Raw genomic sequence first — 20,000 nt, 5'->3', positions numbered from 1 at the left:
TGGTGGAAAGGCTGGTTCGGTTGCGGCGTCGAGCGTTCTCGTCGACGGGCTGGTGCGCGGCGGAGCGGCGGATGGTTCGGGGCGGGTTGTTGTGGGTGCTCATGGCAGCGTCTCCGGACTGCTTGGGAACGGATGTCGGCTGCCAGCCGGCGGTCACCGGGAGCGATGTGGCCCCGGGGCTGCGGGTGTCCTCCTTCAGAACACGAGTGACGGCTTGGGCGCGGCGGGGACCGGGTCGGACGTCTCGCCCACGGGATCTCGCCGCTCGCCGGTGATCGCGGCTGGCCCCCTTTAAGCACCGCGATCGGGCCCGAAATTGGCCTCGCCGCCGGCAGATATTGCCGAGACTTGACGTCGATCAACGATCATTTCCGTGCCTGCGAACGCGGCTCCGCCCCGCCCCCGTCCGCGTGTGAGGACCTTTGCACCGCTGTCTGCCGAGGGGGCCGGGTCAAGAGCGCGGCCGGTGATCTTGACCGGATCATGGGAGAGATGGCAGGCCAAAATCGGGCCTGCCGGCGGTGTTTAAAGGGTGCACGGGGATCGGGTGGCCGTCTCGGGTCACCCAGCACATGAACCACACACCGTCCAACCCGAACCGCCCACCGACCACCAACACCGGGCCCGCCAGTCGGCGGCGCATGGTTCCGCTGACCGTCTGGCTTTGCTCAGACGCCCGCATCGAGGAACCGGCGGCTCGAATCGAGGCCCGCACCAACCGGTCGATGCCGGGCGACGGCATCTGCGTCCACCACCGCCAGGCCGTGGGCCGCCAGCTGGCGCGGCACCTGATCAGCAACTGCACCAGCGAAGGCGACCTGATCATCGAAGGCTTCACGACCAGCGAAGCCACTCTGGTCGCCGCCGCCGAACTCGACCGCCGCGCGATCGCGCTGGTCCCGCATTTCCCGCTCGCCCAGCACATTGGCACCCGGCTCCGCGCCGCCCTGGACCAGCGGCAGCTGGCGCATGTGCAGATGCGCCCGGTCCGGCCCGACCAGATGACCAGAGGACTGGCCGATCGCCTCGGTGAGGTCTCGCTGGTCATCGCCGCCCCGCCGCCGTACGAGACCGGCGGCCACACCCCCAGGCGAACCTCCGGTGCGGGCTGCCCTGCGTGCCGGGCGGACCTGTGGATGCTCTCCAGCGAGCAACTCGGCCTGTTCCTGGCCGCGGCGTGGCGGGTGCTGGCCCCCGGCGGAATCCTGGCGGTCATCACGACGGCGCGCCACCAGGCCGGGCGCCTCATCGATCCGGCACCGCGCATCATCCGCCACGCCCAAAGCCTCGGATTCCGCTACGCCCAGCACGTCATCGCGCTGCGCGTCCCGATCGAGGGCGACGCACTGGTCGTGCAGGCCGGCCCCACCGACCTCGCGCAACTCCGCGACACCCGCTCCACCGCCCTACCGCCCACCGTCGCCGTCCACGCCACGGTCTCCCTGTTCAGCAAGCACACGCCGGCGACCTCACCCGATTCCGAAGGCCCGCATGGAGAGGGAACGCGTTGATTCACCCTGAGCACTCCCGCAACCAGATGCTGGCGTCGGTGCTGGCGACCGGGCAGCGTCCATCGAGGCTGCAGCGCCGCGGCCGCTATACCCCCGAGTCGATGCGCCACCCCGGCAAGATGCTGCCCGCCATCGCCGCGACCGTCATCGAGGCATTCACCCGCCCCGGAGACCTGGTCATCGACCCCATGTGCGGGATCGGCACCACCCTGGTCGAGGCGATCCACCTCGGCCGGGACGCGGCCGGGGTGGAGTACGAGCCCGACTTCGTCCACCTCACCCTGAACAACCTGCGCCACGCCCAAGCCCAAGGCGCCACCGGCGCACCCCAACTCGTGTGCGGCGACGCCCGCAACATCGCCGCCATCTACTCGGGCTTGCATGGCAAGGCGGCACTGGTGCTCACCTCGCCGCCCTACGGCTCCCACACTCACGGGCACATCCACTCCGGACGCGACAACGGCGGCGCCAAGATCTTCAAGAGCAACCACCGCTACTCCACCGACCGCGGCAACCTTGCCCACCAGCCCCTGTCCGGCCTGCTGGAGGGGTTCGGACGCATCCTGGCCGGCAGCGCCACTCTGCTCTGCCCTGGCGGTGTCATCGCCGTCACCGTCCGCCCGATCCGCGTCAAAGGCGAGTTGCTCGACCTGCCGGGCCTGGTCATCGACACCGCCCAGAAACACGGCCTGGCCCTCGTCGGCCGGCACGTCGCGCTACTGGCCGGGCTACGCAACGGCGCCCTGGTCAACCGCGCCTCCTTCTTCCAGATGCTCGAGACCCGCCGCGCCCGCGACCGTGGTGTCCCGGCCTGTGCGTGCGCCCATGAAGATCTCGTCCTTCTCCAGCGCGACGCGTCACAGAACGACGCTCAGGGAGGCCACCGATGACGACCTGCTACCGCACTGGCGGTGACCGTGGCGGTGACCGTGTCGCCGAGATGCTGGCGGGGCTGCAGCTCGGGTTGTGCGGCGCGTGCGGCCGGGCCCGTTACGGCTCCCGCCGCCAGGCCCGCCATGCCGCTCGCGTCGCCGCGCCCGGGGTCCGGCTGCGCGCCTACCGGTGCGGCCGCGCCTGGCACCTCACCTCACCCGGCGCGCCACAGTTCATCGCCCCGCCCGTCACCGTCCTCCAGCCCCCCGGACCGCACTGGAGGCGGGGGCTTGACCGGCGGGGCGGAGACGAGCGTGCATACCGACGCTCCGGACTGCAAGGCCACGGGCGTCCGCAGGATGTCGCGTGCCGCCTCAGCCACCTGGACGACACCGATCCGCTGGAGGACGCCCATGCCACCCACACCACCATCCGCCGCCGGGCCGGCTCGGGTGCTGGTGGTGGTGGTGTGCGGTGAAGGACCTGACTGCGGCGGAGATCCGTTCGCTGCCCGCCACCATCGATCTGGTCACCGCGGGACGGGTGTTCGGGGTCGGACGCACCAAGGCCTACCAGCTCGCCCGCACCGGCCGCTTCCCCTGCCGGGTACTGCAGGTCGGGCGCAGCTACCGGGTGTGCACCGCCGACCTGCTCACCGTCCTCGGACTCGCTTGCGACCAGCCGACCCCCGGCGGGCAGCCTGCACACCATCAGAAAGAGAACTGAATGATCGCCAAAGGAAGCACGTTCAAGACCTGCGGATGCCGCAGCGACGAGGGCAAACGCCTCGGTAAGAACTGCCCGAAGCTGCGCCGCAGCAACGGCCGCTGGAACAGCGCCCACGGGACCTGGAAATACCAGCTGGAACTCCCACCGACCGCCGCAGGCGCCCGCCGCAGCCCGCTGCGCAAAGAAGGATTCACCCGCCAGGAGGACGCCGAGGCCGAAATGAACCGGGCCAAAGAACTCCTGGCCATAGCCGGTGACGACGAGACCGCGCGAGTGCAGATCGCCGACCTCATCGCCGCCACGGTCAAGGCCACCAAGCAGCTGCCCGAACCAGAGGAGGTCCGGCGCAAGGTCCGCACCGGGCAGGACCTGTCCCGGTCGGTGACGGTGGGGGAATACCTGGACCAGTGGCTGGTCGGGCGCCGCCACCTGCGCGAGGGCACCCGCCGCAGCTATGCCCAACACATCCGCCTCTACCTCAACCCCCACCTTGGGCACATCCCACTGAACCGGCTACGGGTCGGCGACGTCGACCGTGTCTTCGACGCCATCGACGAACGCAACCAGCAGGTCGCCCGCGCCCGCGAAACCCTCGACCTCAAACTGCGCGCCAAAGTCAAGGGGCAGCGGGTGGTCGGCGCGGCCACCAAGCACCGCATCCGCGCCACCCTGCGCTCAGCGTTGGCCAAGGCGGTCCGCGAGCGCCTTATCGACATCAACGTCGCCGCCCTGGTCGAACTCCCTTCGGGCAAGGCACCCAAGGCGCTGGTGTGGACCGAGGAACGCATCACCCAATGGCAGCACGACTTCGCCGCGCACATCGAAACGATGAACTCCCGCCGCCGACGTCTGTCCCGGCTCGAGCCGCACAAGCGGATCGGACAGCACATCAACCGGCTGGACGCCTACATCGGCGCCCCACGCCCGTCGCGGGTCATGGTCTGGACGCCCGCCCTGACCCGGACGTTCCTGGAACGCGCCCGCGGCCACCGGCTGTACGCGCAGTTCCACCTGATCGCCTTTCGCGGGCTGCGGCGCGGAGAGTCGTGCGGGCTGCGCTGGGCCGACCTCGACCTGACAAGCGGCACCGCGACGATCCGGTGGCAGATCACCCAGATCGGTCCTGACACCTTCGAAGGCAAACCCAAGACCGACGCCGGAGAGGCCACCATCAACCTCGACAAAACCACCATCAAGGAGCTCCACGCCCACAAGGCAAGGCAGAACACCGAGCGGCTCGCCGCCGGCGCCGCCTGGACCGAGACCGGGTTCGTGTTCACCACGCCCACCGGCGGCCCGGTCGACCCCAACGAAGTCACCGAGCAGTTCGAACAACTGTCCATGGAGGCCGGGCTGCCACCGGTCCGGCTGCACGACCTGCGGCACGGCGCCGCCACCTTCCTGCTCGCCGCCGGATACGACCTCAAAGTCGTCCAGGAAACCCTGCGCCTGTCGTCACTGGCCATCGCCGCCGACATCTACACCAGCGTCTTGCCACAACTCGCGCGGCAGTCGGCCGAAGACGCCGCCGCCGTCGTCCTAGGCGCCCACAGCCCGCGCCGCAGACCGCCCCGCGCCAAGGTCACCGAGATACCAGCACCACCAGCCCCAGAGCGCGGAACGGCCGAGGACGAGGGCGAAGCCACCGGACCGGCCGCCGCAGCCAACGCATCCTAACCAGGCACCAACCGGGCCCTAGCTGGGCGCTCGGTCGCGGCAGCGCGGGTATTTCGGGTGACGCCAATCAGCCGAAATACCCGCGCAGAGCCGATACGCAGGCGGCCTGACGGATGCGGTCGTTCGGGAACCGGCGACGGCACTCCCGACCCAGCCACGCCGGCGCCCGGCGTCCTCGACGCGGCTTATGGGCGTGCTGCCGGGAGCGGGGGCGGAAATGATCAGCGTGCTCACGAGGCTTCTCCTCTGGTGCGCGGAACCGGGGCTTCCGCGGCTCGCTGCGGGACAGAAAGTCCGGCGTCGGCGGGGCGGCGGCCGTCCGTCTCGGACGATGCTCACCCTCGTGCCGAGACGGATGCCGGGGTTGCGGGGACGAGGGCGCGGTCACAGGACGCCTTGCCCCGACGTCCGGCACCAGCGGAGCAGCCACCTGGGTCCTCGCGCTCACCGGATGGGCTGCACGCGACGATGCTCGAACATCCGACCAGTTCACGAACTGAGACATCGCCGTCAGCCCCGCAACCGCGACCACACCGAGGATCGCAGGAGCCGCCCGGCGGCGGTCGCGTTGCCGACGGTGACTGACACGCGGCTTGATGCGCCACGGCTCATCAGGCTCCAGCGGACCGCGCCGATACGGCGTGGAAGGTCGACCATTCGTCATCCCCCCTGGCTACCAACAGCGATCATCACATCACAATCAGGCACGCCGACTGTGGCGATGAATGCGCCACCTAAGGATCGACGCCAGCGGAGTCGTGATGGCACTCATCTCCTGACTCCAGCAGGACCAGCAACCTCTCCGTCCCGGCGGGCGCGAGGGCACGCAGATCTGGGCCTGCGCTCACCTTGGCCGAATTTGACTGCGACGAGCCGACGGCGGCTGCGACGCGAACGGGCGAGCCTATGGGCGGGTTGAGAACGCCGTCACGGTTCCAGCCTGGTGACCCGCCGGGCATGGCCGCGCTGCCGGCGACGATGCCGAGGCAGGAGACGGGCCGCTAGTCGGTGCGGACGTGGCCCAAGGACGCGGTCACGCGGCCAGAATTGTGCGTCACTGCTCGTTGTCATGCTTCCTGCGCCGGTAGGAGGGGCGCGGCTGGTAACCGGACTGGCCGGAGTTGCCCGCCTTCATGGCACTGTCCTGGGAGGAGTACTTCGCAGCCCGGCTGATCTCACCGCGCTCGATCTCCTGCTGGAGGTAGTCGAGCACTTGGGCCTCCTAGGCCAGATCGTCGGCGAGCTCGGCCGGGGCTTGGGCACGGGCGGCGGTGTTGAGCGCCTGCGCGTCGCCGATCTCGCGGAGCGCGGCCTGAGTGTCGCCCTGCGACAAGTGGGCCGATGCCCGCCGCTTGGCCTGCTGCGTCCGCAGGTAGGCGACCTCGGTGCGCACCACCGGATCGGGGATCCGCCCCGCCGCCTCGTCCCCCGGCACCACGTTCACGTGCACCGGAACGGTCACGGTGTGCTCGGTGACCGCAGGAAGTTCCACCCAGGTGAACTCCAGCCTCGCCACCTCGGCCAAGCCCAGCGCGCCGATCGCCGGTATCTCCAAGACCACCAGCAGCTTGCGCCGCCCGCCGGCGTAGAAGCCGCCGAGCTCGGCCCGCACGCCGTTCGGCCCGGCCGAGGACGGCAGATCGTTCAGCAGCCGAACCGCCCTGGCTCGCGGCCAAGCCGATGTAGTCCACGATCACACCGCTGGTCTTTACGAACCCACATTGGGACACCCATGTGCGATTTGGGCCTGACTCCGGAGTACTGACCTGTTATGCCCGGCCCGGTCGCGTGAAACTCAGCCGGATCGGCGGGTGTCAGCCCCACACCGGGCTCCAGGAGCGACTCACGAATCTGCCAAATCTCGAGCGAGAAATGCTCGCCAAGCGCAGGTCTACGTGCGGTCGTCATTGAGCACGGAAAGTACGTGCAGTGACTTATTGAGTTCACCTTGATAGACGGCGGGCCGGGTCTTCGCAAGTTGCTTTCGGATGATGACGGCTTTGTCGATCGAGTCCAGTGCCTCCTCACGTCGGCCCAAGATCGCCAGCCAGATAGCGCGGTCGTTCAGGCTCCTGGCGAGGTCGGGCCGGTGGGCATCCGGACGCTCCTCAGCGAGTTGTCGTCGGATGGTGACAGCGTCGGTGATCGCGTCCAGCCCGTTCCTGTCCCCCCACCGGTTCAACGTGGCCAAGGCCATAGCGAGGTTATGCAGGTACCCGGCCAAGCCGGGGAGGAAGGCGGCCGGATGCGCCTTAGCGAGTTGCCGGTAGATCTGGACGACTTCAGTGGTCGCCTCCAGGGCCCTTTCCGGTCGGCCCAAGGCTGCCAACTGATTGGAGAGGCAGTTCAGGCTCTTGGCGAAGTCGGGGAGGAGGGCGTCCGGACGGGCCTCAGCCTGTCGTCTCAAGTTCTGGACGGCCTCAGTGCTCTCGGCTAGCACCTCCTCGCGCCGACCCGAATCCGTCAACTGGTTAAAGTGGTTGCCCAGACTCATGATGAAGTTGTGTAGCAATGCGTCTTGGCCCGCTTTGATCAGTCCTCGGTAGATCTGGACGGCCACGACGCTTGGAGCGAGCGCTTCCCTCCGTCGGCCTACGTTTGCCAACTGCACAGAATAGTTGTTCAGGCTCCCGGCAAGGTCGGGGAGGAGGGCGTCCTGGCCCGCTGCGGCCAGTCGTTTCAAGATCTGGACGGCCTCAGCGATCGCGGCCAGTGCCTCCTCCGGCCGACCCGCTTCCGCCAACCTGTTGGAGTGGTTGCCCAGGGTCTTGGCGAGTCCAGCCAGCTGTCCTGGATCCTGCATCAGCATTCCTCGTCTGTGTCTTGGCTCCGGGGAAGTGACTCTTGATTTCCAGAACCCTCAGCCAATTGTCTAAACGTCTGGACGGCCTCAGCACTCGCAGCCAGTGCCTCCTCCGGCCGACCCGCTTCCGCCAACCGGGTAGAGAGGTTGAACAGGTGCCAGGCGCGGTCGGATCGAGACCACTCGATACGCAAGCCTTGCGACTCGGCGACCTCGTTCGCGATCCCGGTGAGCTCGTTTGCGAATTGGATGCGGTCGGCTCCGAGTGCGTCCAGCTGCCGCCTGCCTTGCATAACGGTCTCGTCGGGTGCCTCAGGCTGGCTACGGGCTACTAGCAGGCGAAGGAGTTCCCCTGCGGTGTCCGCCCACAGCAGACTGGACTTCGGCAGAGCATCGGCCACGCTCGTCAGACTGGCGGTCGGCGTGGCCGGATTGCGCACGAGGCGTTCCAGTGCATGCACCAGCGGCTCGGGTGTTTCCAATGCGGGTGCCACATTCAGCGCGGCCACCGCTACGGTCGCGGGATGCTTCCCCAGCATCCGCGTCAGTAGCTCGCCCACGCGGTCACCGAGACCGGGGTGTGCGGCGGCTCGGGTGCAGATGCTCACCCATCGGGTCGCGTCCTCGCCGTCGACGTGGGTGGCCAGGGTTTCGGCGATCGAGGTTCGGGTCTGGTCGGCAATCAGGGTGCCGATCAGGTGTTCCCCCAGCCGATCGGGTGCCAACTGGCCGAACGCATACGGGCCGGCGGCCGGGTACAGGCCAGCCAACCACGCGCAGACCCGACCGCGTCGATCCGGCGGCTGATCGGACAGCCCTGGGATCCGCGCGAGCCAGTCGTTGGCCTGGTCCGGCGTCGGGGGCAGCAGCAGGACAGTTGCGGCGACGGCATCGGTCAACGTGCGCATGTTCAGGTCGGGAAAGACCTCGGCGGCGGTGGCGGTGTTCCGCCAGTAGCGGCGTTCATGGCGCAACACCCGCTCCTCCGGGCTCTTACCACGCTCTGCGCCACGTCCGCTCACGGTCGCTTCCGGCCGATTACCTTCGGACCCGCCGGGCTCGGTAGTGGCGTCGAGCAGGTCGGCCAGGGCAGTCATCTGGATCGCCAATACTGTCCATGCCGCCGTCGTAGACGGCAGCGCTCGATCGACCAGCGCCGCGGCTCGTGCCAGCCAGTCGGTCTCGGCAGGTCCGGGTTGACGGGACAGTTCTTCGGCGAACGCGCCCACAGCTGCCCGGTAACCGTCCTGGCGGGCGGTGTCGGTGGCGTCCAGTGGCGGCAGCGCGATCATGATCGCAGCATCCAGCAGCGTGTCCACCGCCTCGCTGGCGTCGGCGAGCTGGCTCCACCAGTCCCCGGCGGTGCGGGCTAACGCCAGTACCTTCACCGCGGGCGACCGACGGCGGGTGGCCAGCGCCGTCAACAGCGCCGTCAACTGACTGGGTCGAGAGTCGGCGTAGTCCACCACGACCAGCACCGGCACGACGCTGTCCGCGATCACTGCCAGGTTCTCGGCTGGGGCGGCGGGGTCCAGCGATAGCACGATCCCACCTGCGGTGTCTTGGGTAAATTGCTCGCCGTATCGGCGGGCCAGACGGGTCTTGCCCTGACCGCCAGGGCCGTGCACCAAGCACACCCCGACACCTGGCTGGTGGGCCCACGTCTGCAACTGCTCGAGCAGCTCGGCTCGGCCGCGGAAGCCAACTACGGCTCGCCGAGCGGTCAGCATCTCCGCTGGTGAGACCACTGCACCCTGCGGGTGCGAGGTGGGTTCGAGGCTGGCCAGCTTGGTCAGCTCCGCGGCCTCGATCACGGTCGCGGGAGCGTGGGTCGCCAGGACCGACCGGAACTCCAGATCATGGTGCAGCACGTATGCGGGCACGGCCTCCAGCACGGAGTGCCCGAACGGAGCAGGGTCGGTCGCGATCACCCCGACCAGCAGGTCATTGCAGAACACCGCGGCTCCGGACAACCCACCCCACGGGGAACGCCCATCCTCGCCGGTAGCGGGCGGGTGGCCGTCCAAACGGACCAAGTATCGGTCGCTGGCCATCCCGTCACCGGGGTTGAGTGTGCCGGTCAGTTGCGCGGTATCCACTGGGCGACCGACGCGCTGCATCACCTCGGGCACACCCCAGCACTCACAGCGCAGCCCAGGTCGGTGCGTGACCGTTTTTCCCCAGCGCACCGCGCCGTCCACCGGCGCCCAGCCCGGGTCGTCGATCGCGACCAGGGCGGCATCGTCGCGGCCACCCGGGGCGCCGCACCACACCACGCGACCCGCGAACCGACCCAGGCGACCGGGCCGAAACACCATGGCCATCGCGCCCTGCTGGCCGACCACATGGGCCGAGGTCAGCACCAGCCGCGGTGCCACCAGATACCCAGAGCCCGGCCCGCCCACACCGGTAACCGCCGTCAGACGTTCCCACTCCACCCCGAGCCCCACTCACCACCTGTTTGCGACAGTGCCATCACCTCGGCCGTGCTCAGCGTCCGATCGTGTCTGAGACGTTGCCGGGACCGTCCGGTCGGTCCGGGGCACCGGCCACGAGCCAGTCACCGCCGCCTGGACGGATCGGTGTCAAGGTCATCGACACCCGATGTGTCCGGCCCCGTGAAAGACCACCTTCGGCGTCGCCGGAAACTACCCACGCCTTGAACCCCGCCTTGGCCTTGGCGTCCTGACGCAACTCCACGGTGAACTCCAGTTCGATCGGACCAACCAGAAACTCCACTGGCTGCCCGATCCCGCGCGCCGCCGCGTGCAGCAATTCCTCACGCACCGCAGCGACCGCATCCCCCAGCTCAATCTCCACGCTCGCCCCATCATTACGCCGAACAGAGCAGCTACACCGCGCATAAGGTACACCCGGTCTGTGCCCGCTGTATTGAGAAACAGCGACGGAGCATTGACGTGCACCGCGCCGACCACAGCCATATGCGCTTTGAGGTTCCCCCCGCAAACGCGCTGGTTAACTCAATGATCCGCGTCAGGCCAGATCACAAATACCGTATCCACTTGCTGATCGAGTCGAACCCGACGCGGTCGAACGCGACACACGTCGTCTCCCGCAGGTGGCTCATCAGCGACGACTCGGGCGGCATCGTCGTTCCCCGGTCGCTGGCCGAACGGACAAACCGTGACTGCCGTGCCGCGGCATTCCCAGCGGTTGGGTTGACCGGGGACGGCTGGCGGGTGAAGGTCGGGTTGCCCGATCGAAAGGTGGAATCCTGTGGAACACCCCAGCCATGACGACCCGATCATGTTGTCCTACTACTGCGGGCCGGAATCGGAGACCGCAGAGACCTGCCCAGCCGTCCACCAGATCACCAACAGGGGCACATGGTTGTGGCAGGGCGAGCTGCGCGACGACCCGCACGTCCGGTCCCAGCTCCGCAAGCCCTCACCGACCGAGGTGGGGGTGGAGGTAGGCGACGACCTCGTGGACATGTTCGTCCGCGCCTACGCGAAGGAGAAGTATGGAGTCGATCTCGGCTGACCGGCGTAACGAGCTTGTCGCGGGCGCGACCGCGAGCAGGTGGAAGCTGGAGCTGCGCGATCGCTACGGCATCGACATCAGCCGACGTGCCGCTGACCCCGAGGCGGCGAAGGCGGTGAGAGCGCAGGCTGTGGAAGCGACCGCAGCGCGGGCTGCGGCAGGGGTCGTGATGCGCCGGATCAAGACGATCTCCGAACCGGCTTCGGAGTACATGCGCGGGGCCTATGAGTTCTCCTCCCAGCTGGTCGAGGCCGGGGAAGACATCCGCTGGTTGCCCCGTCGGCTGGCGTCCAGTCTGTTCCTGCCGGGCAACGACATGTTCGTCATCGACGGCGCGTTCGTCATGTTCAACCTGCACGATGGCGAGGACGGTCCGGCCGGGCAGCAGTGGGACGACGACCCGGCGCTGGTAGCACGATGCCGGGACGCATTCGAAGCGGCGTGGGCGGTCGCTGTGCCGCACAGGGACTACACACCGCTGGCCTGAACCGTTGTCAGATGACCGACCCTAAGGCTGCCGCCCGTGAAGCGCTCGGTATCCGGCTCCGTGACCTGCGCCTGGACGCCAGACTGAACGGGCGGCAGCTCGCCGCCGCCACCGGCTTCAGCCCGCAGAAGATCTCCCGGATCGAGAACGGCCTCCAGAACATCAGGGAACCCGACATCTGGACGTGGGCGCAGGCGTGCGGTGCACCGGAGCAGATCCCTGAGCTGATCGCCGCCCGGCGGGAGGTCAGCCGGATGTTCCGCGAGCACAAGCGGGAGATGAAGGCCGGGTTGGTGCATATCCAGTCGCAGCGCACCGATGAGCACGCGGCGACGGCGCTGATGCGCGTCTACGAGTCCACGGCGATCCCCGGCATCCTCCAGACCGAGGATTTCGCGGCGGCGGCGATGGAGACGTCCGCGCGGATGCACGGCCGCCCAGTCGAGGAAGCCCGCTCGGCGGCGCGGGCAAAGATGGCCCGGCAAGCGCTCCTGACGGCACCTACGGGGCGCAACACCTTCCACTTCGTGATCGAGGCCGGCGTACTGGACGTCGGACATGGCGGTCCCGAAGTGATGGCTGCACAGTTCGATTTCCTCATCGAGGTCACGCGGATGCCGCATGTGGCTTTCGGGATCATCCCTCCTCGCACGGACCGGACAGTGCTGTCCAAGGAGGGCTTCTACATGTTCGATGAGAGCGTCGTCCGGTCGGACTGCTGGACAGTGGCGATGGAGACACGGCGCAAGGATCAAATCGCGTACTACCTGAAGGTGTTCGACGGCCTGCGGCGCATGGCTGTCTATGGGGCCCCCGCACGAGAGCTGATCGAGATGGCGCGCGGACGGCTCCCCTGAGTTCGTGGAATCTGGTGGAACATCCTCGACCTGCTGGCCACGGCGGGTGAATTCTCGTTGTCAGAACGGATCTGAACGTCTCTGAACACCACGAGGAAGGGGTCCCGTGGCCTTCGCCTCCCGCCGCCTGCTCGCTTGTATTGCTGCAGGCCTCGGCGTCGCCGGTCCTGCCGCCTCCGCCACCTATCAAGTGCTGAGCGAACGCGCTGACCGGCGCCGGTTTCCTCCACCGGGCCGGATCGTCGACGTTAATGGCCGCCGCGTGCACGTGTGGGCCGAGGGCGAGGGCTCACCCACGGTCGTGATCGTCCCCGGCATGAGCAGTCCAGGAATCCACTGGGCCCACATGCAGCGCGCCTTGGTCAACGACCATCGCGTGGTCCTGTACGACCGAGCCGGGGTCGGCTGGAGCCAAGCGGCGCCGTGGTGGGAGTGGCGATCCCCGTCGCGGATCGCCGACGAGCTGCACAACACTCTTGCCACCGCTGGTGAGTGCGGCCCGTTCTTGTTCGTCGGGCACTCGCTGGGCGGCCAGGTGGTCCGCCTTTACGCCAACCGGCATCCGGATCAGGTCGCCGGAATGGTGCTGGTGGACGCCCCGAGCGAGAACAACGACTGGCTGCACGAAGAGTTCGGCTGGTGGCGGTACGGACCGATGCGCTGGTGGAAGGACGCGGCCACGAAGCTGCTGACACCGCGCGGGCTGGTGCGGCTGCGGATCAGGGCCGGCCTGGACACCTCCTATCACGACAAGGCCCGGCGGAAGGTCCCACCAGACCTGGTGGAAACCGAGGTGTTCACCGCGCTGACAAGCGGCATGCGGCGCGCCGATGTCATGGAACGCCTCCCCCAAAGTACGGAGACCTTGCGGCGTGAACGGCGCCACTTCGGCGGCATGCCGCTGGTGGTGATCTCCGCGAGCGCGTCACCCGCCCCCGACAGCTACGCCGCCTACAGCCCCTCCTGGCATGCGAATGTCAGCGAATTCGCCCGTCGTCGAGCGCAGGTGTGGGCGCGGATTCAGGCTGACCTGGCGAGCCTGTCGTACAACTCCAAGCTCATCGTCGCCGAGCGCGCAGGACACAACGTGCAGTGGGACGAACCAGAACTGATCATCGACGCGGTCGCTGACATGTGCGCCGCACTGGCCGCTGACCAGGAGTGACCGATGGGCATTGACACCCCGCGCCGCACGGACCAGACCGAGACCGCCGGGCGCACCCGCCTGCACGCCATCCACAACGCGTTACGAGCGCACGGCATCGCCGCCGAGCTGGCAGGCGATGTGCTCACCATCGAAGGAGACCGGGCGGTGACGCTCCGCTGCGGTCCCCGCGCTGACGACGGTGACCGGCTGTGGGTGTACGAACCGGTCGCGCCGGCCGACGCTGAGCATCTGCACGAGGCGATCACGTGGGTGAAGGAACGCACGGCAGCCAGCGGCCGGGGAGTGCTGCTAGAGGTTCCCCCACGTCTTACCCGCCACTCTTGAGATGCCTGTAGACCAGTCTCCGAGTTGGAGCTTCGCCTCTCGGACAAGCCTTGGTGGACGGGTCGAGGTCCGGCAGTGCTCCGATGTGCAGCCGTCGGGCATCGGCCATGCGCAACGAGATCTACTCAAACCGCACCCGAGCAGCAGATAGGAAACGTTCGTGACCGAGCCCAGCAACAGCATCGGAACCGGCGAGGCCAGCGGCGACCAGATCGCCTCCTGGCGCGACCGGGCCGTGGAACAACTCATCGCTAACGGGACGATCATCTCAGACGTCGTCGCCAACGCGATGCGCACGGTGCCCCGTCAGCTGTTCATCCCTGAAGTGTCGCCGCAGGAGGCTTACGAGCCGTTCCGGGCGGTCGTCACCAAGAGGGATGAGGAAGGCAACGCGCTCAGCTCGGTCTCCGACATGCATGTCCAAGCGTTCATGCTGGAGCAGGCCGCGATCGTGCCGGGCATGAACGTTCTGGAGATCGGGAGTGGCGGTTACAACGCGGCGCTTCTCACGGAACTCGTCGGCCCGTCCGGCACGGTCACCACGGTCGACATCGACCCGTACGTGACCGATCGGGCCAGCCGGATGCTCAATGAAGCCGGGTATTCACGGGTGAACGTCGTTCTCGGTGACGCCGAGGCGGGCGTGCCCGCCTATGCGCCCTACGACCGGATCCTGGTCACGATGGGGGCGTGGGACATCCCGCCCGCCTGGTCGGCGCAGCTGGCCAAGGGGGGCCGCATCAGCGCCGCCCTGCGCATCCGCGGACTCCATCGGGTCATCACCTTCGAGCAGGCCGACGGGTACCTGGTCAGCACGGCCTCCAAGATGTTCGGGTTCGTGGCCGTGCAGGGTGCAGGCGCTCACCAGGCCAAGCTGCTGGTGATGCGCGACGGCGAGGTCACCCTTCGGTTCGACGACGGGACCGACCTTGACCCCAGCCTCTTCGAGGGTGTGTTCGAGACTCCCCGAGTTGAGGTCTGGAGCGGCGCTTTCATCGGTCTCGGTGAGTTCCTGGACACCTTGCAGATGTGGCTGGCCACCGCCTTCCCCGGTTTCTGCATGGTCTTGGTGGATCAGGACCGCGACACCGGCGTGGTCGCCCCGCGCAACGCCTCCTCGGCGATGGCCGTGGTCGACGCCGCCGGGAACCTCGCCTACTTGACCACCCGGCCGGCGACCGAGGATGGCCACAAGGCGCTGGAGTACGGCGTGCACGCCTACGGTCCCGACGCCGCCCGGCTCGCTGAGTCGGTCGCCGAGCAGTTGCGGGTCTGGAGCCGGGAGCATCGCCGGGCTCTCGGCCCGCAGTACCGGATCTACCCGGCTGGCACGCCCGATGACCTGCTGCCCCACGGGCGCGTCGTCGAGAAGGCGCATAGCCGGGTCTCGATCTCCTGGCCGCAGGCGGCGACCGCCGCGGCCGGCCAGGGGCTTTCTGCAACCCCCGTTAAGTGAGGAGAGTGGTCAGCATGCTCAACGGCCAGACTTCGGGTAGCGCCACGGCGCTGGCCGAGCGGCCTGTCGGGGAGGACGAGTTCGACCTCGACGTGCAAGTGCTCGTCGCCTACGCCCCGGCGGCCCGCGGGGACTGCCCGACCGACGATGGCTGCGGCAACACCTGCTCGGGCAACGACAGCACGTGCAACTCCACCTTCGACGACCCGTCCTGACCGAGAGCTGCCGGCACGCCGCGCGGCGTGCCGGCAGCCCTGTCGCCGGTCGAGCCCGGGAGGTGGGAAGGTGGCGGCAAGATCAGCGGACTACCGATGGACAGGCGGAGCTCTACTGCGCGCGAGCACCGCCCCTGGCAGGCTGGACCTGCCCGCCGATCTCGACCCCGACGATCCAGAGTTTGCTGCCCACGCGGTCGCCTGGCTGTCACAAGTCGCTCACCGGCCCGAGATCCACTCTGCAGTGGCCACCGCGAGCCCGGCGCTGATCGAGGCCATCAATGCCCTCACCTCCAGCGAGCACCCCGATCCGCGGCAGGCGCGCCGCGCGGTGATCGCTATGGCGTCGTACCTGCTGAGGTGGCACCGCCGCCCCACCCCGTTCGGCCTGTTCGCGGGCGTGGCCGTGGCGCGGTTCGGCCGCGCACCTGTCGTGGCCTGGGGGCAGGACCACCAGGCGATGATCCGCGCCGACGCGAGCTGGCTCGGCGACGTTCTCGCGGTCCTGCACAAGAACCCGGAACTGCTGGAACGGTTGCCGGTGATCGCCAACAACGCCGGGTACGTGCGTGGCGAGCGGTTCGTCGTCCCAGGGCCAGCACCCGACGGCGCGGCACAGGATCTGGCCCCCGTCGAGGTGTCGGTGCGCCACAGCCGGCCCGTGCGCGCCACTCTGGATGCAGCCCGCCAACCCGTCTCGTTCGGCGACCTCACAGCCCGGCTCGCCGAGGAATTTCGCGCCGCCAGCGGTGAACAGATCAAGGTCATGCTGATTGGCCTGCTGGAGCAGAACGTGTTGACCAGCGGCCTTCGAGCCCCCATGACCTGTGTAGACGCCCTTGGCCACGCCTGTAGCGAGCTCCGAGCCGCAGGGGCCCGCGACGTCCCTGCGATCAGCGGCCTCGTGGACACCTTGTCCAGGGTGCATCGGGCAATCTCCGTCAACAGCCCGGTGATCGAGCCTCCGTGGAGGAGCGTTACGGAGGAGATGAAAACTGTGAGCCAGGTTGCCTCCATGCCGCTGGCTATCGACACGGTCTTGGACTGCGAGGTGCAGCTTCCCGAACAGGTGGCCCGGGAAGCTCGTGACGCCGTCGAAGTCCTCTACCGGCTGTCGCCGTACCCGTTCGGCTATCCGGCCTGGCGCGACTACCACACCCGGTTCTTGGCCCGGTACGGAACAGGCGCTGCGGTGCCGGTCCTGGACCTGGTCGCCGACAGCGGGCTTGGGCTGCCGGCGGAGTATCTCGGGTCACCGTGGGGACGCGCCGTCCGGGCCGTGACCGAGCGCGAGGAGCAGATTCTGGCGATGATCCAGAACGCCACGATGGGCGGCGATAACGAGCTCGTCTTGACCGACCGGGTGATCGAGCGCCTCTCAGCCGGCCAAGCCACGGGGGTGAGCCTGCCGTCGCGGGTCGAGATCGCGGTGGAAATCGGCGCTGCGTCGCTGGAGGCGTTGAATTGTGGGCGGTTCGTGCTGAGGGTGACCGGCACGCCTCGGCCAGGCAGCAGCATGATCGGTCGGCATGCGCACCTGCTGCCTCGCGGCAGCAGAGACCTCCTTGCGCAGAGCTTCGCGGCATCCGGGCCGGGCACGGTCGCTGCGCAGTTGACCTTCCCGCCGCGAAAACGCCGCAACGAGAACATCACCCGTACCCAGCAGCTCCTCCCCACCGTGATCGCGCTCGGAGAGCACCGCCCCAGCGGGGAAGACCAGATTCCCTTGACCGATCTGGCCGTAACGGCGGACAAGGATCGGTTCCACCTCCTGCGGATATCCACCGGCCAGTTCGTCGAGCCGCGCGTCGCGCACGCGCTGGAAGCCGGGGTCCATACCCCTGCGCTCGCACGGTTCCTCGCCGAGATCTCCACCTCGCGGTGCGCGGTGTACAAGGCATTCCACTTCGGCGTCGCCGCCCAGATGCCCTTCCTGCCCCGCGTCCGGTACCGGCGGACCATCCTCACCCCCGCACGGTGGCTGCTTTCCGCCGATGATCTCCCCGGACACGATGCGCCGGCAGCAGAGTGGAACAAATGCCTCGACGCGTGGCGGGAACGGTGGCGGGTGCCCGAACACGTCGCGATGGTCGATCATGATCGGCGGCAACCCGTCGACCTGAGCCACCGGCTTCACCGGCTGCTCCTGCGCACCCGTCTGCGGGGCGCCGGCCGTCTCGAACTCCGCGAGACCTCCGCGCCCAACGAGCTGGCATGGATCGGCCGCGCTCACGAAGTCGTCATTCCCTTCACCAAGGCCACAGAGCCCGTACGACCACCCCGCAGCTGGCAGCACTTCCCGCCCGAGAACCAAGCCTTGCCCGGGCGATCGGACGTTTTGTACGTGCAGATTCACGGCCACCCAGCGCGCTTCGATGAACTGCTGACCGAACACACCGCCAAGCTCATCAGCGCCTTCGGCCAGGACCCACCGAACTGGTGGTTCCGGCGACACCGCGAGATCCGTCGCCCCGAGGTCGATCCGTACCTCGCCCTCTACCTTCCCCTCTCACCGTCCACCGCATATGGCACCGCCGCCGAGAAGGTCAGTGACTGGGCAGCCGACCTGCGCCGCGAACGCCTCGTCTCCCACATCACCCTCGCCACCTACCAACCCCAGACCGGCCGTTACGGCCACGGCGCGGCAATGGACGCCGCCCTCCAGGTTTTCGCCGCCGATTCCAGCGCGGCCACCACCCAAATCATCACCGCCGCCAAGGCGGGCCTGCGGCCACAGGCGCTCGCCGCGGCCAGCATGCTCGACCTGACGATCAGCTTCACCGGCGCCCCGAGCGAGGCCCTGCGGTGGCTGATCCAGGAGCTACCTCAACAGCACGGTCTCCTCAACCCCCAGCTCCGCGACCAGGCCCTCGCCATGGCCGACCCCGAGCGCCAATGGGCGAACCTGCAAGCCCTGCCCGGTGGCTGCGAGGTGACCGCGGCTTGGGGCCGCCGCGCCGCCGCTCTCGCCTCCTACCGCAAGCAGCTCGACGATCAACGTGACGCCCCCCGTGACGTCCTCGGTGTCCTGCACTCCATGCTGCACCTGCACCACAACCGCGCAGTTGGTGTCGACACCGACCAGGAGCGAGTCACCAACAGGCTCATACGGACATGCGCCCTCCGCCACACGGCCTCCTACAAGGAGCGATGAGGTGAGCGTCCGCACCATGACCCGCTCCGACCTGGCTGACGCCGCCGATCAGTACGCCGCGCTTCTCGCCTCGCCCGAACTTCCGCCAGCCGACCAGCCCTGGCTCGCCCAGGCCCTCAACAAGGGAGCCGCTGGAACCGCCCTGTTTCACATCGAACGCGCCCGGTGCGGGCGGGGAAGCTGGCGGCAGGCGCACACCTGGATCTCTCACGCCGTCAGCGGGGAGGTCATTGCAGCCAACACCGCGAGCCTCTACCTCGGCGCGCCGGCCATCGCCTTCATGCTCGACACCGCTGCCGGGCCACAAAGCCGCTACCAGAACGGCCTCGCTGAGGTCGACCGGCACGTGGCGGCCCTCGCCCATCATCGCGTCGACTCGGCCACAACCCGAGCCCAACGTGGAGAACTTCCCGGATTCCACGAGTACGACGTCTTCTTCGGCCTGACGGGCATCGGCGCGCTACTACTGTGGCGCGATCCCGCTGGCAGCGCCATGGAACGAGTGCTGACCTACCTCGTCGCCCTCACCCGCCCCGTTCCCGGACCGGACGGCCGCACCGTTCCTGGTTGGTGGGTCGGACACGATCCGCACCGCCGCGAGTCCCCGCAGTTCCGCGCCGGTCACGGCAACTTCGGATTCGCCCACGGGATCACCGGTCCATTGGCTCTACTCAGCCACGCCGCACGGCGAGGCGTGACGGTCGACGGCCACGCCGACGCCATCCAACGCATCACCGCTTGGCTGGACCAATGGCGGCAGGACTCCGACAAGGGCCCATGGTGGCCAGAGTGGATCACACTCGCGGAGCTGCGAGCCCACCGCCCCAACCAGCTCGGACCCAACCGGCCGAGCTGGTGCTACGGCACCCCGGGAATCGCCCGCGCCGGGCAACTCGCCGCCCTGGCAACCGCAAACCCCCATCTCCAACGCACCTACGAACAAGCGCTCCTACGCTGCCTCCAGGACCCGGCCCAGCAAGCCAAGACCACCGGCGCCGGCATCTGTCACGGCCTCGCCGGGCTCTACCAGACCACCTGGCGAGCCGCCCAGGACGCCGCACAACCCGCACTCGCCGCCTGCCTCCCCGCTCTGGCCGACCGCCTTGGCCAGCACGCGCATCCCGACGCGGCCCGGGGAAGCGGATTCCTCGACGGCAACGCCGGAACCGCCCTTGCACTTACCACCGCCAGCACCGCCGCACCGACCTCGGGATGGGACAGATGCCTGCTGATCAGCTAGTC

General features: G+C 68.4%; 19 protein-coding genes. 14 read left to right on the top strand and 5 right to left on the bottom strand.

Annotation, left to right across the window (positions count from 1 at the left end; translation table 11 throughout):
* Positions 1 to 641: 641 nt before the first annotated feature.
* Genes ACQPZP_RS05460 through ACQPZP_RS05440 form a run of 5 tightly spaced genes read left to right on the top strand, consistent with a single transcriptional unit; the run spans position 642 to position 4,790 of the window.
* The gene (locus tag ACQPZP_RS05460; RefSeq protein ID WP_433476533.1) at positions 642 to 1,511 is read left to right on the top strand and encodes a hypothetical protein; all 870 of its coding nucleotides are present in this window, start codon (positions 642 to 644) and stop codon (positions 1,509 to 1,511) included.
* Positions 1,508 to 2,401: a TRM11 family SAM-dependent methyltransferase gene (locus ACQPZP_RS05455; RefSeq protein WP_433476532.1), complete on the top strand. Its 894-nt coding sequence runs from the start codon at positions 1,508 to 1,510 to the stop codon at positions 2,399 to 2,401. The genes ACQPZP_RS05460 and ACQPZP_RS05455 overlap by 4 nt, the downstream gene beginning before the upstream one ends.
* Complete coding sequence (locus ACQPZP_RS05450) at positions 2,398 to 2,862, top strand: hypothetical protein (RefSeq protein WP_433476531.1); 465 nt, start codon at positions 2,398 to 2,400, stop codon at positions 2,860 to 2,862. Before ACQPZP_RS05455 ends, ACQPZP_RS05450 begins: the two co-directional genes overlap by 4 nt.
* Entirely contained in the window at positions 2,859 to 3,110 is a 252-nt protein-coding gene (locus ACQPZP_RS05445) for a DNA-binding protein (protein ID WP_433476530.1), read from the top strand. The genes ACQPZP_RS05450 and ACQPZP_RS05445 overlap by 4 nt, the downstream gene beginning before the upstream one ends.
* On the top strand, positions 3,111 to 4,790 hold the full coding sequence (locus tag ACQPZP_RS05440; RefSeq protein WP_433476529.1) for a tyrosine-type recombinase/integrase: 1,680 nt from the start codon (positions 3,111 to 3,113) through the stop codon (positions 4,788 to 4,790).
* A gap of 1,054 nt (positions 4,791 to 5,844) precedes the next feature.
* Here ACQPZP_RS05440 and ACQPZP_RS05435 read toward each other — a convergent pair.
* The 5 genes from ACQPZP_RS05435 to ACQPZP_RS05415 all read right to left on the bottom strand — a co-directional run bounded on the left by ACQPZP_RS05435 (position 5,845) and on the right by ACQPZP_RS05415 (position 10,413).
* Positions 5,845 to 6,003 (bottom strand): hypothetical protein, encoded by a 159-nt coding sequence (locus ACQPZP_RS05435; protein ID WP_433476528.1) that lies wholly within the window; start codon positions 6,001 to 6,003, stop codon positions 5,845 to 5,847.
* A gap of 9 nt (positions 6,004 to 6,012) precedes the next feature.
* On the bottom strand, positions 6,013 to 6,402 hold the full coding sequence (locus tag ACQPZP_RS05430; RefSeq protein WP_433476527.1) for a hypothetical protein: 390 nt from the start codon (positions 6,400 to 6,402) through the stop codon (positions 6,013 to 6,015).
* 279 nt (positions 6,403 to 6,681) lie between these two features.
* Positions 6,682 to 7,599, bottom strand: a complete 918-nt coding sequence (locus ACQPZP_RS05425) for a tetratricopeptide repeat protein (protein ID WP_433476526.1) — start codon at positions 7,597 to 7,599, stop codon at positions 6,682 to 6,684.
* Positions 7,593 to 10,043, bottom strand: a complete 2,451-nt coding sequence (locus ACQPZP_RS05420; RefSeq protein ID WP_433476525.1) for a hypothetical protein — start codon at positions 10,041 to 10,043, stop codon at positions 7,593 to 7,595. The genes ACQPZP_RS05425 and ACQPZP_RS05420 overlap by 7 nt, the downstream gene beginning before the upstream one ends.
* A 40-nt stretch (positions 10,044 to 10,083) precedes the next feature.
* On the bottom strand, positions 10,084 to 10,413 hold the full coding sequence (locus tag ACQPZP_RS05415; RefSeq protein ID WP_433476524.1) for a trypco2 family protein: 330 nt from the start codon (positions 10,411 to 10,413) through the stop codon (positions 10,084 to 10,086).
* 417 nt (positions 10,414 to 10,830) lie between these two features.
* On the opposite strand from ACQPZP_RS05415, the gene ACQPZP_RS05410 reads away from it, so the two are divergent.
* The 9 genes from ACQPZP_RS05410 to ACQPZP_RS05370 all read left to right on the top strand — a co-directional run bounded on the left by ACQPZP_RS05410 (position 10,831) and on the right by ACQPZP_RS05370 (position 19,998).
* Positions 10,831 to 11,097, top strand: coding sequence for a hypothetical protein (locus ACQPZP_RS05410; protein WP_433476523.1), 267 nt, complete (start codon positions 10,831 to 10,833; stop codon positions 11,095 to 11,097).
* The gene (locus ACQPZP_RS05405) at positions 11,078 to 11,584 is read left to right on the top strand and encodes a DUF6879 family protein (protein ID WP_433476522.1); all 507 of its coding nucleotides are present in this window, start codon (positions 11,078 to 11,080) and stop codon (positions 11,582 to 11,584) included. The genes ACQPZP_RS05410 and ACQPZP_RS05405 overlap by 20 nt, the downstream gene beginning before the upstream one ends.
* Positions 11,515 to 12,441 (top strand): helix-turn-helix domain-containing protein, encoded by a 927-nt coding sequence (locus ACQPZP_RS05400; RefSeq protein ID WP_433476521.1) that lies wholly within the window; start codon positions 11,515 to 11,517, stop codon positions 12,439 to 12,441. Before ACQPZP_RS05405 ends, ACQPZP_RS05400 begins: the two co-directional genes overlap by 70 nt.
* 106 nt (positions 12,442 to 12,547) lie before the next feature.
* Entirely contained in the window at positions 12,548 to 13,606 is a 1,059-nt protein-coding gene (locus ACQPZP_RS05395; RefSeq protein WP_433476520.1) for an alpha/beta fold hydrolase, read from the top strand.
* 3 nt (positions 13,607 to 13,609) lie between these two features.
* A complete protein-coding gene (locus ACQPZP_RS05390) occupies positions 13,610 to 13,933 on the top strand; it encodes a hypothetical protein (protein ID WP_433476519.1) in 324 nt (107 codons plus the stop codon).
* Positions 13,934 to 14,093: 160 nt separating this feature from the next.
* A complete protein-coding gene (fxlM, locus tag ACQPZP_RS05385; RefSeq protein WP_433476518.1) occupies positions 14,094 to 15,389 on the top strand; it encodes a methyltransferase, FxLD system in 1,296 nt (431 codons plus the stop codon).
* Positions 15,386 to 15,604, top strand: a complete 219-nt coding sequence (locus ACQPZP_RS05380; protein ID WP_433476517.1) for an FxLD family lanthipeptide — start codon at positions 15,386 to 15,388, stop codon at positions 15,602 to 15,604. Before fxlM ends, ACQPZP_RS05380 begins: the two co-directional genes overlap by 4 nt.
* A gap of 70 nt (positions 15,605 to 15,674) precedes the next feature.
* The gene (locus tag ACQPZP_RS05375; RefSeq protein ID WP_433476516.1) at positions 15,675 to 18,758 is read left to right on the top strand and encodes a lantibiotic dehydratase; all 3,084 of its coding nucleotides are present in this window, start codon (positions 15,675 to 15,677) and stop codon (positions 18,756 to 18,758) included.
* 1 nt (position 18,759) lies between these two features.
* Positions 18,760 to 19,998: a lanthionine synthetase C family protein gene (locus ACQPZP_RS05370; protein WP_433476515.1), complete on the top strand. Its 1,239-nt coding sequence runs from the start codon at positions 18,760 to 18,762 to the stop codon at positions 19,996 to 19,998.
* The last annotated feature ends 2 nt before the right edge of the window (positions 19,999 to 20,000 follow it).

Source organism: Spirillospora sp. CA-142024 (assembly GCF_050942325.1).
Lineage (GTDB): Bacteria > Actinomycetota > Actinomycetes > Streptosporangiales > Streptosporangiaceae > Spirillospora.
The sequence above is the reverse complement of the archived record's forward strand: the minus strand, read 5'-3'. Positions and strand labels throughout refer to the sequence as shown.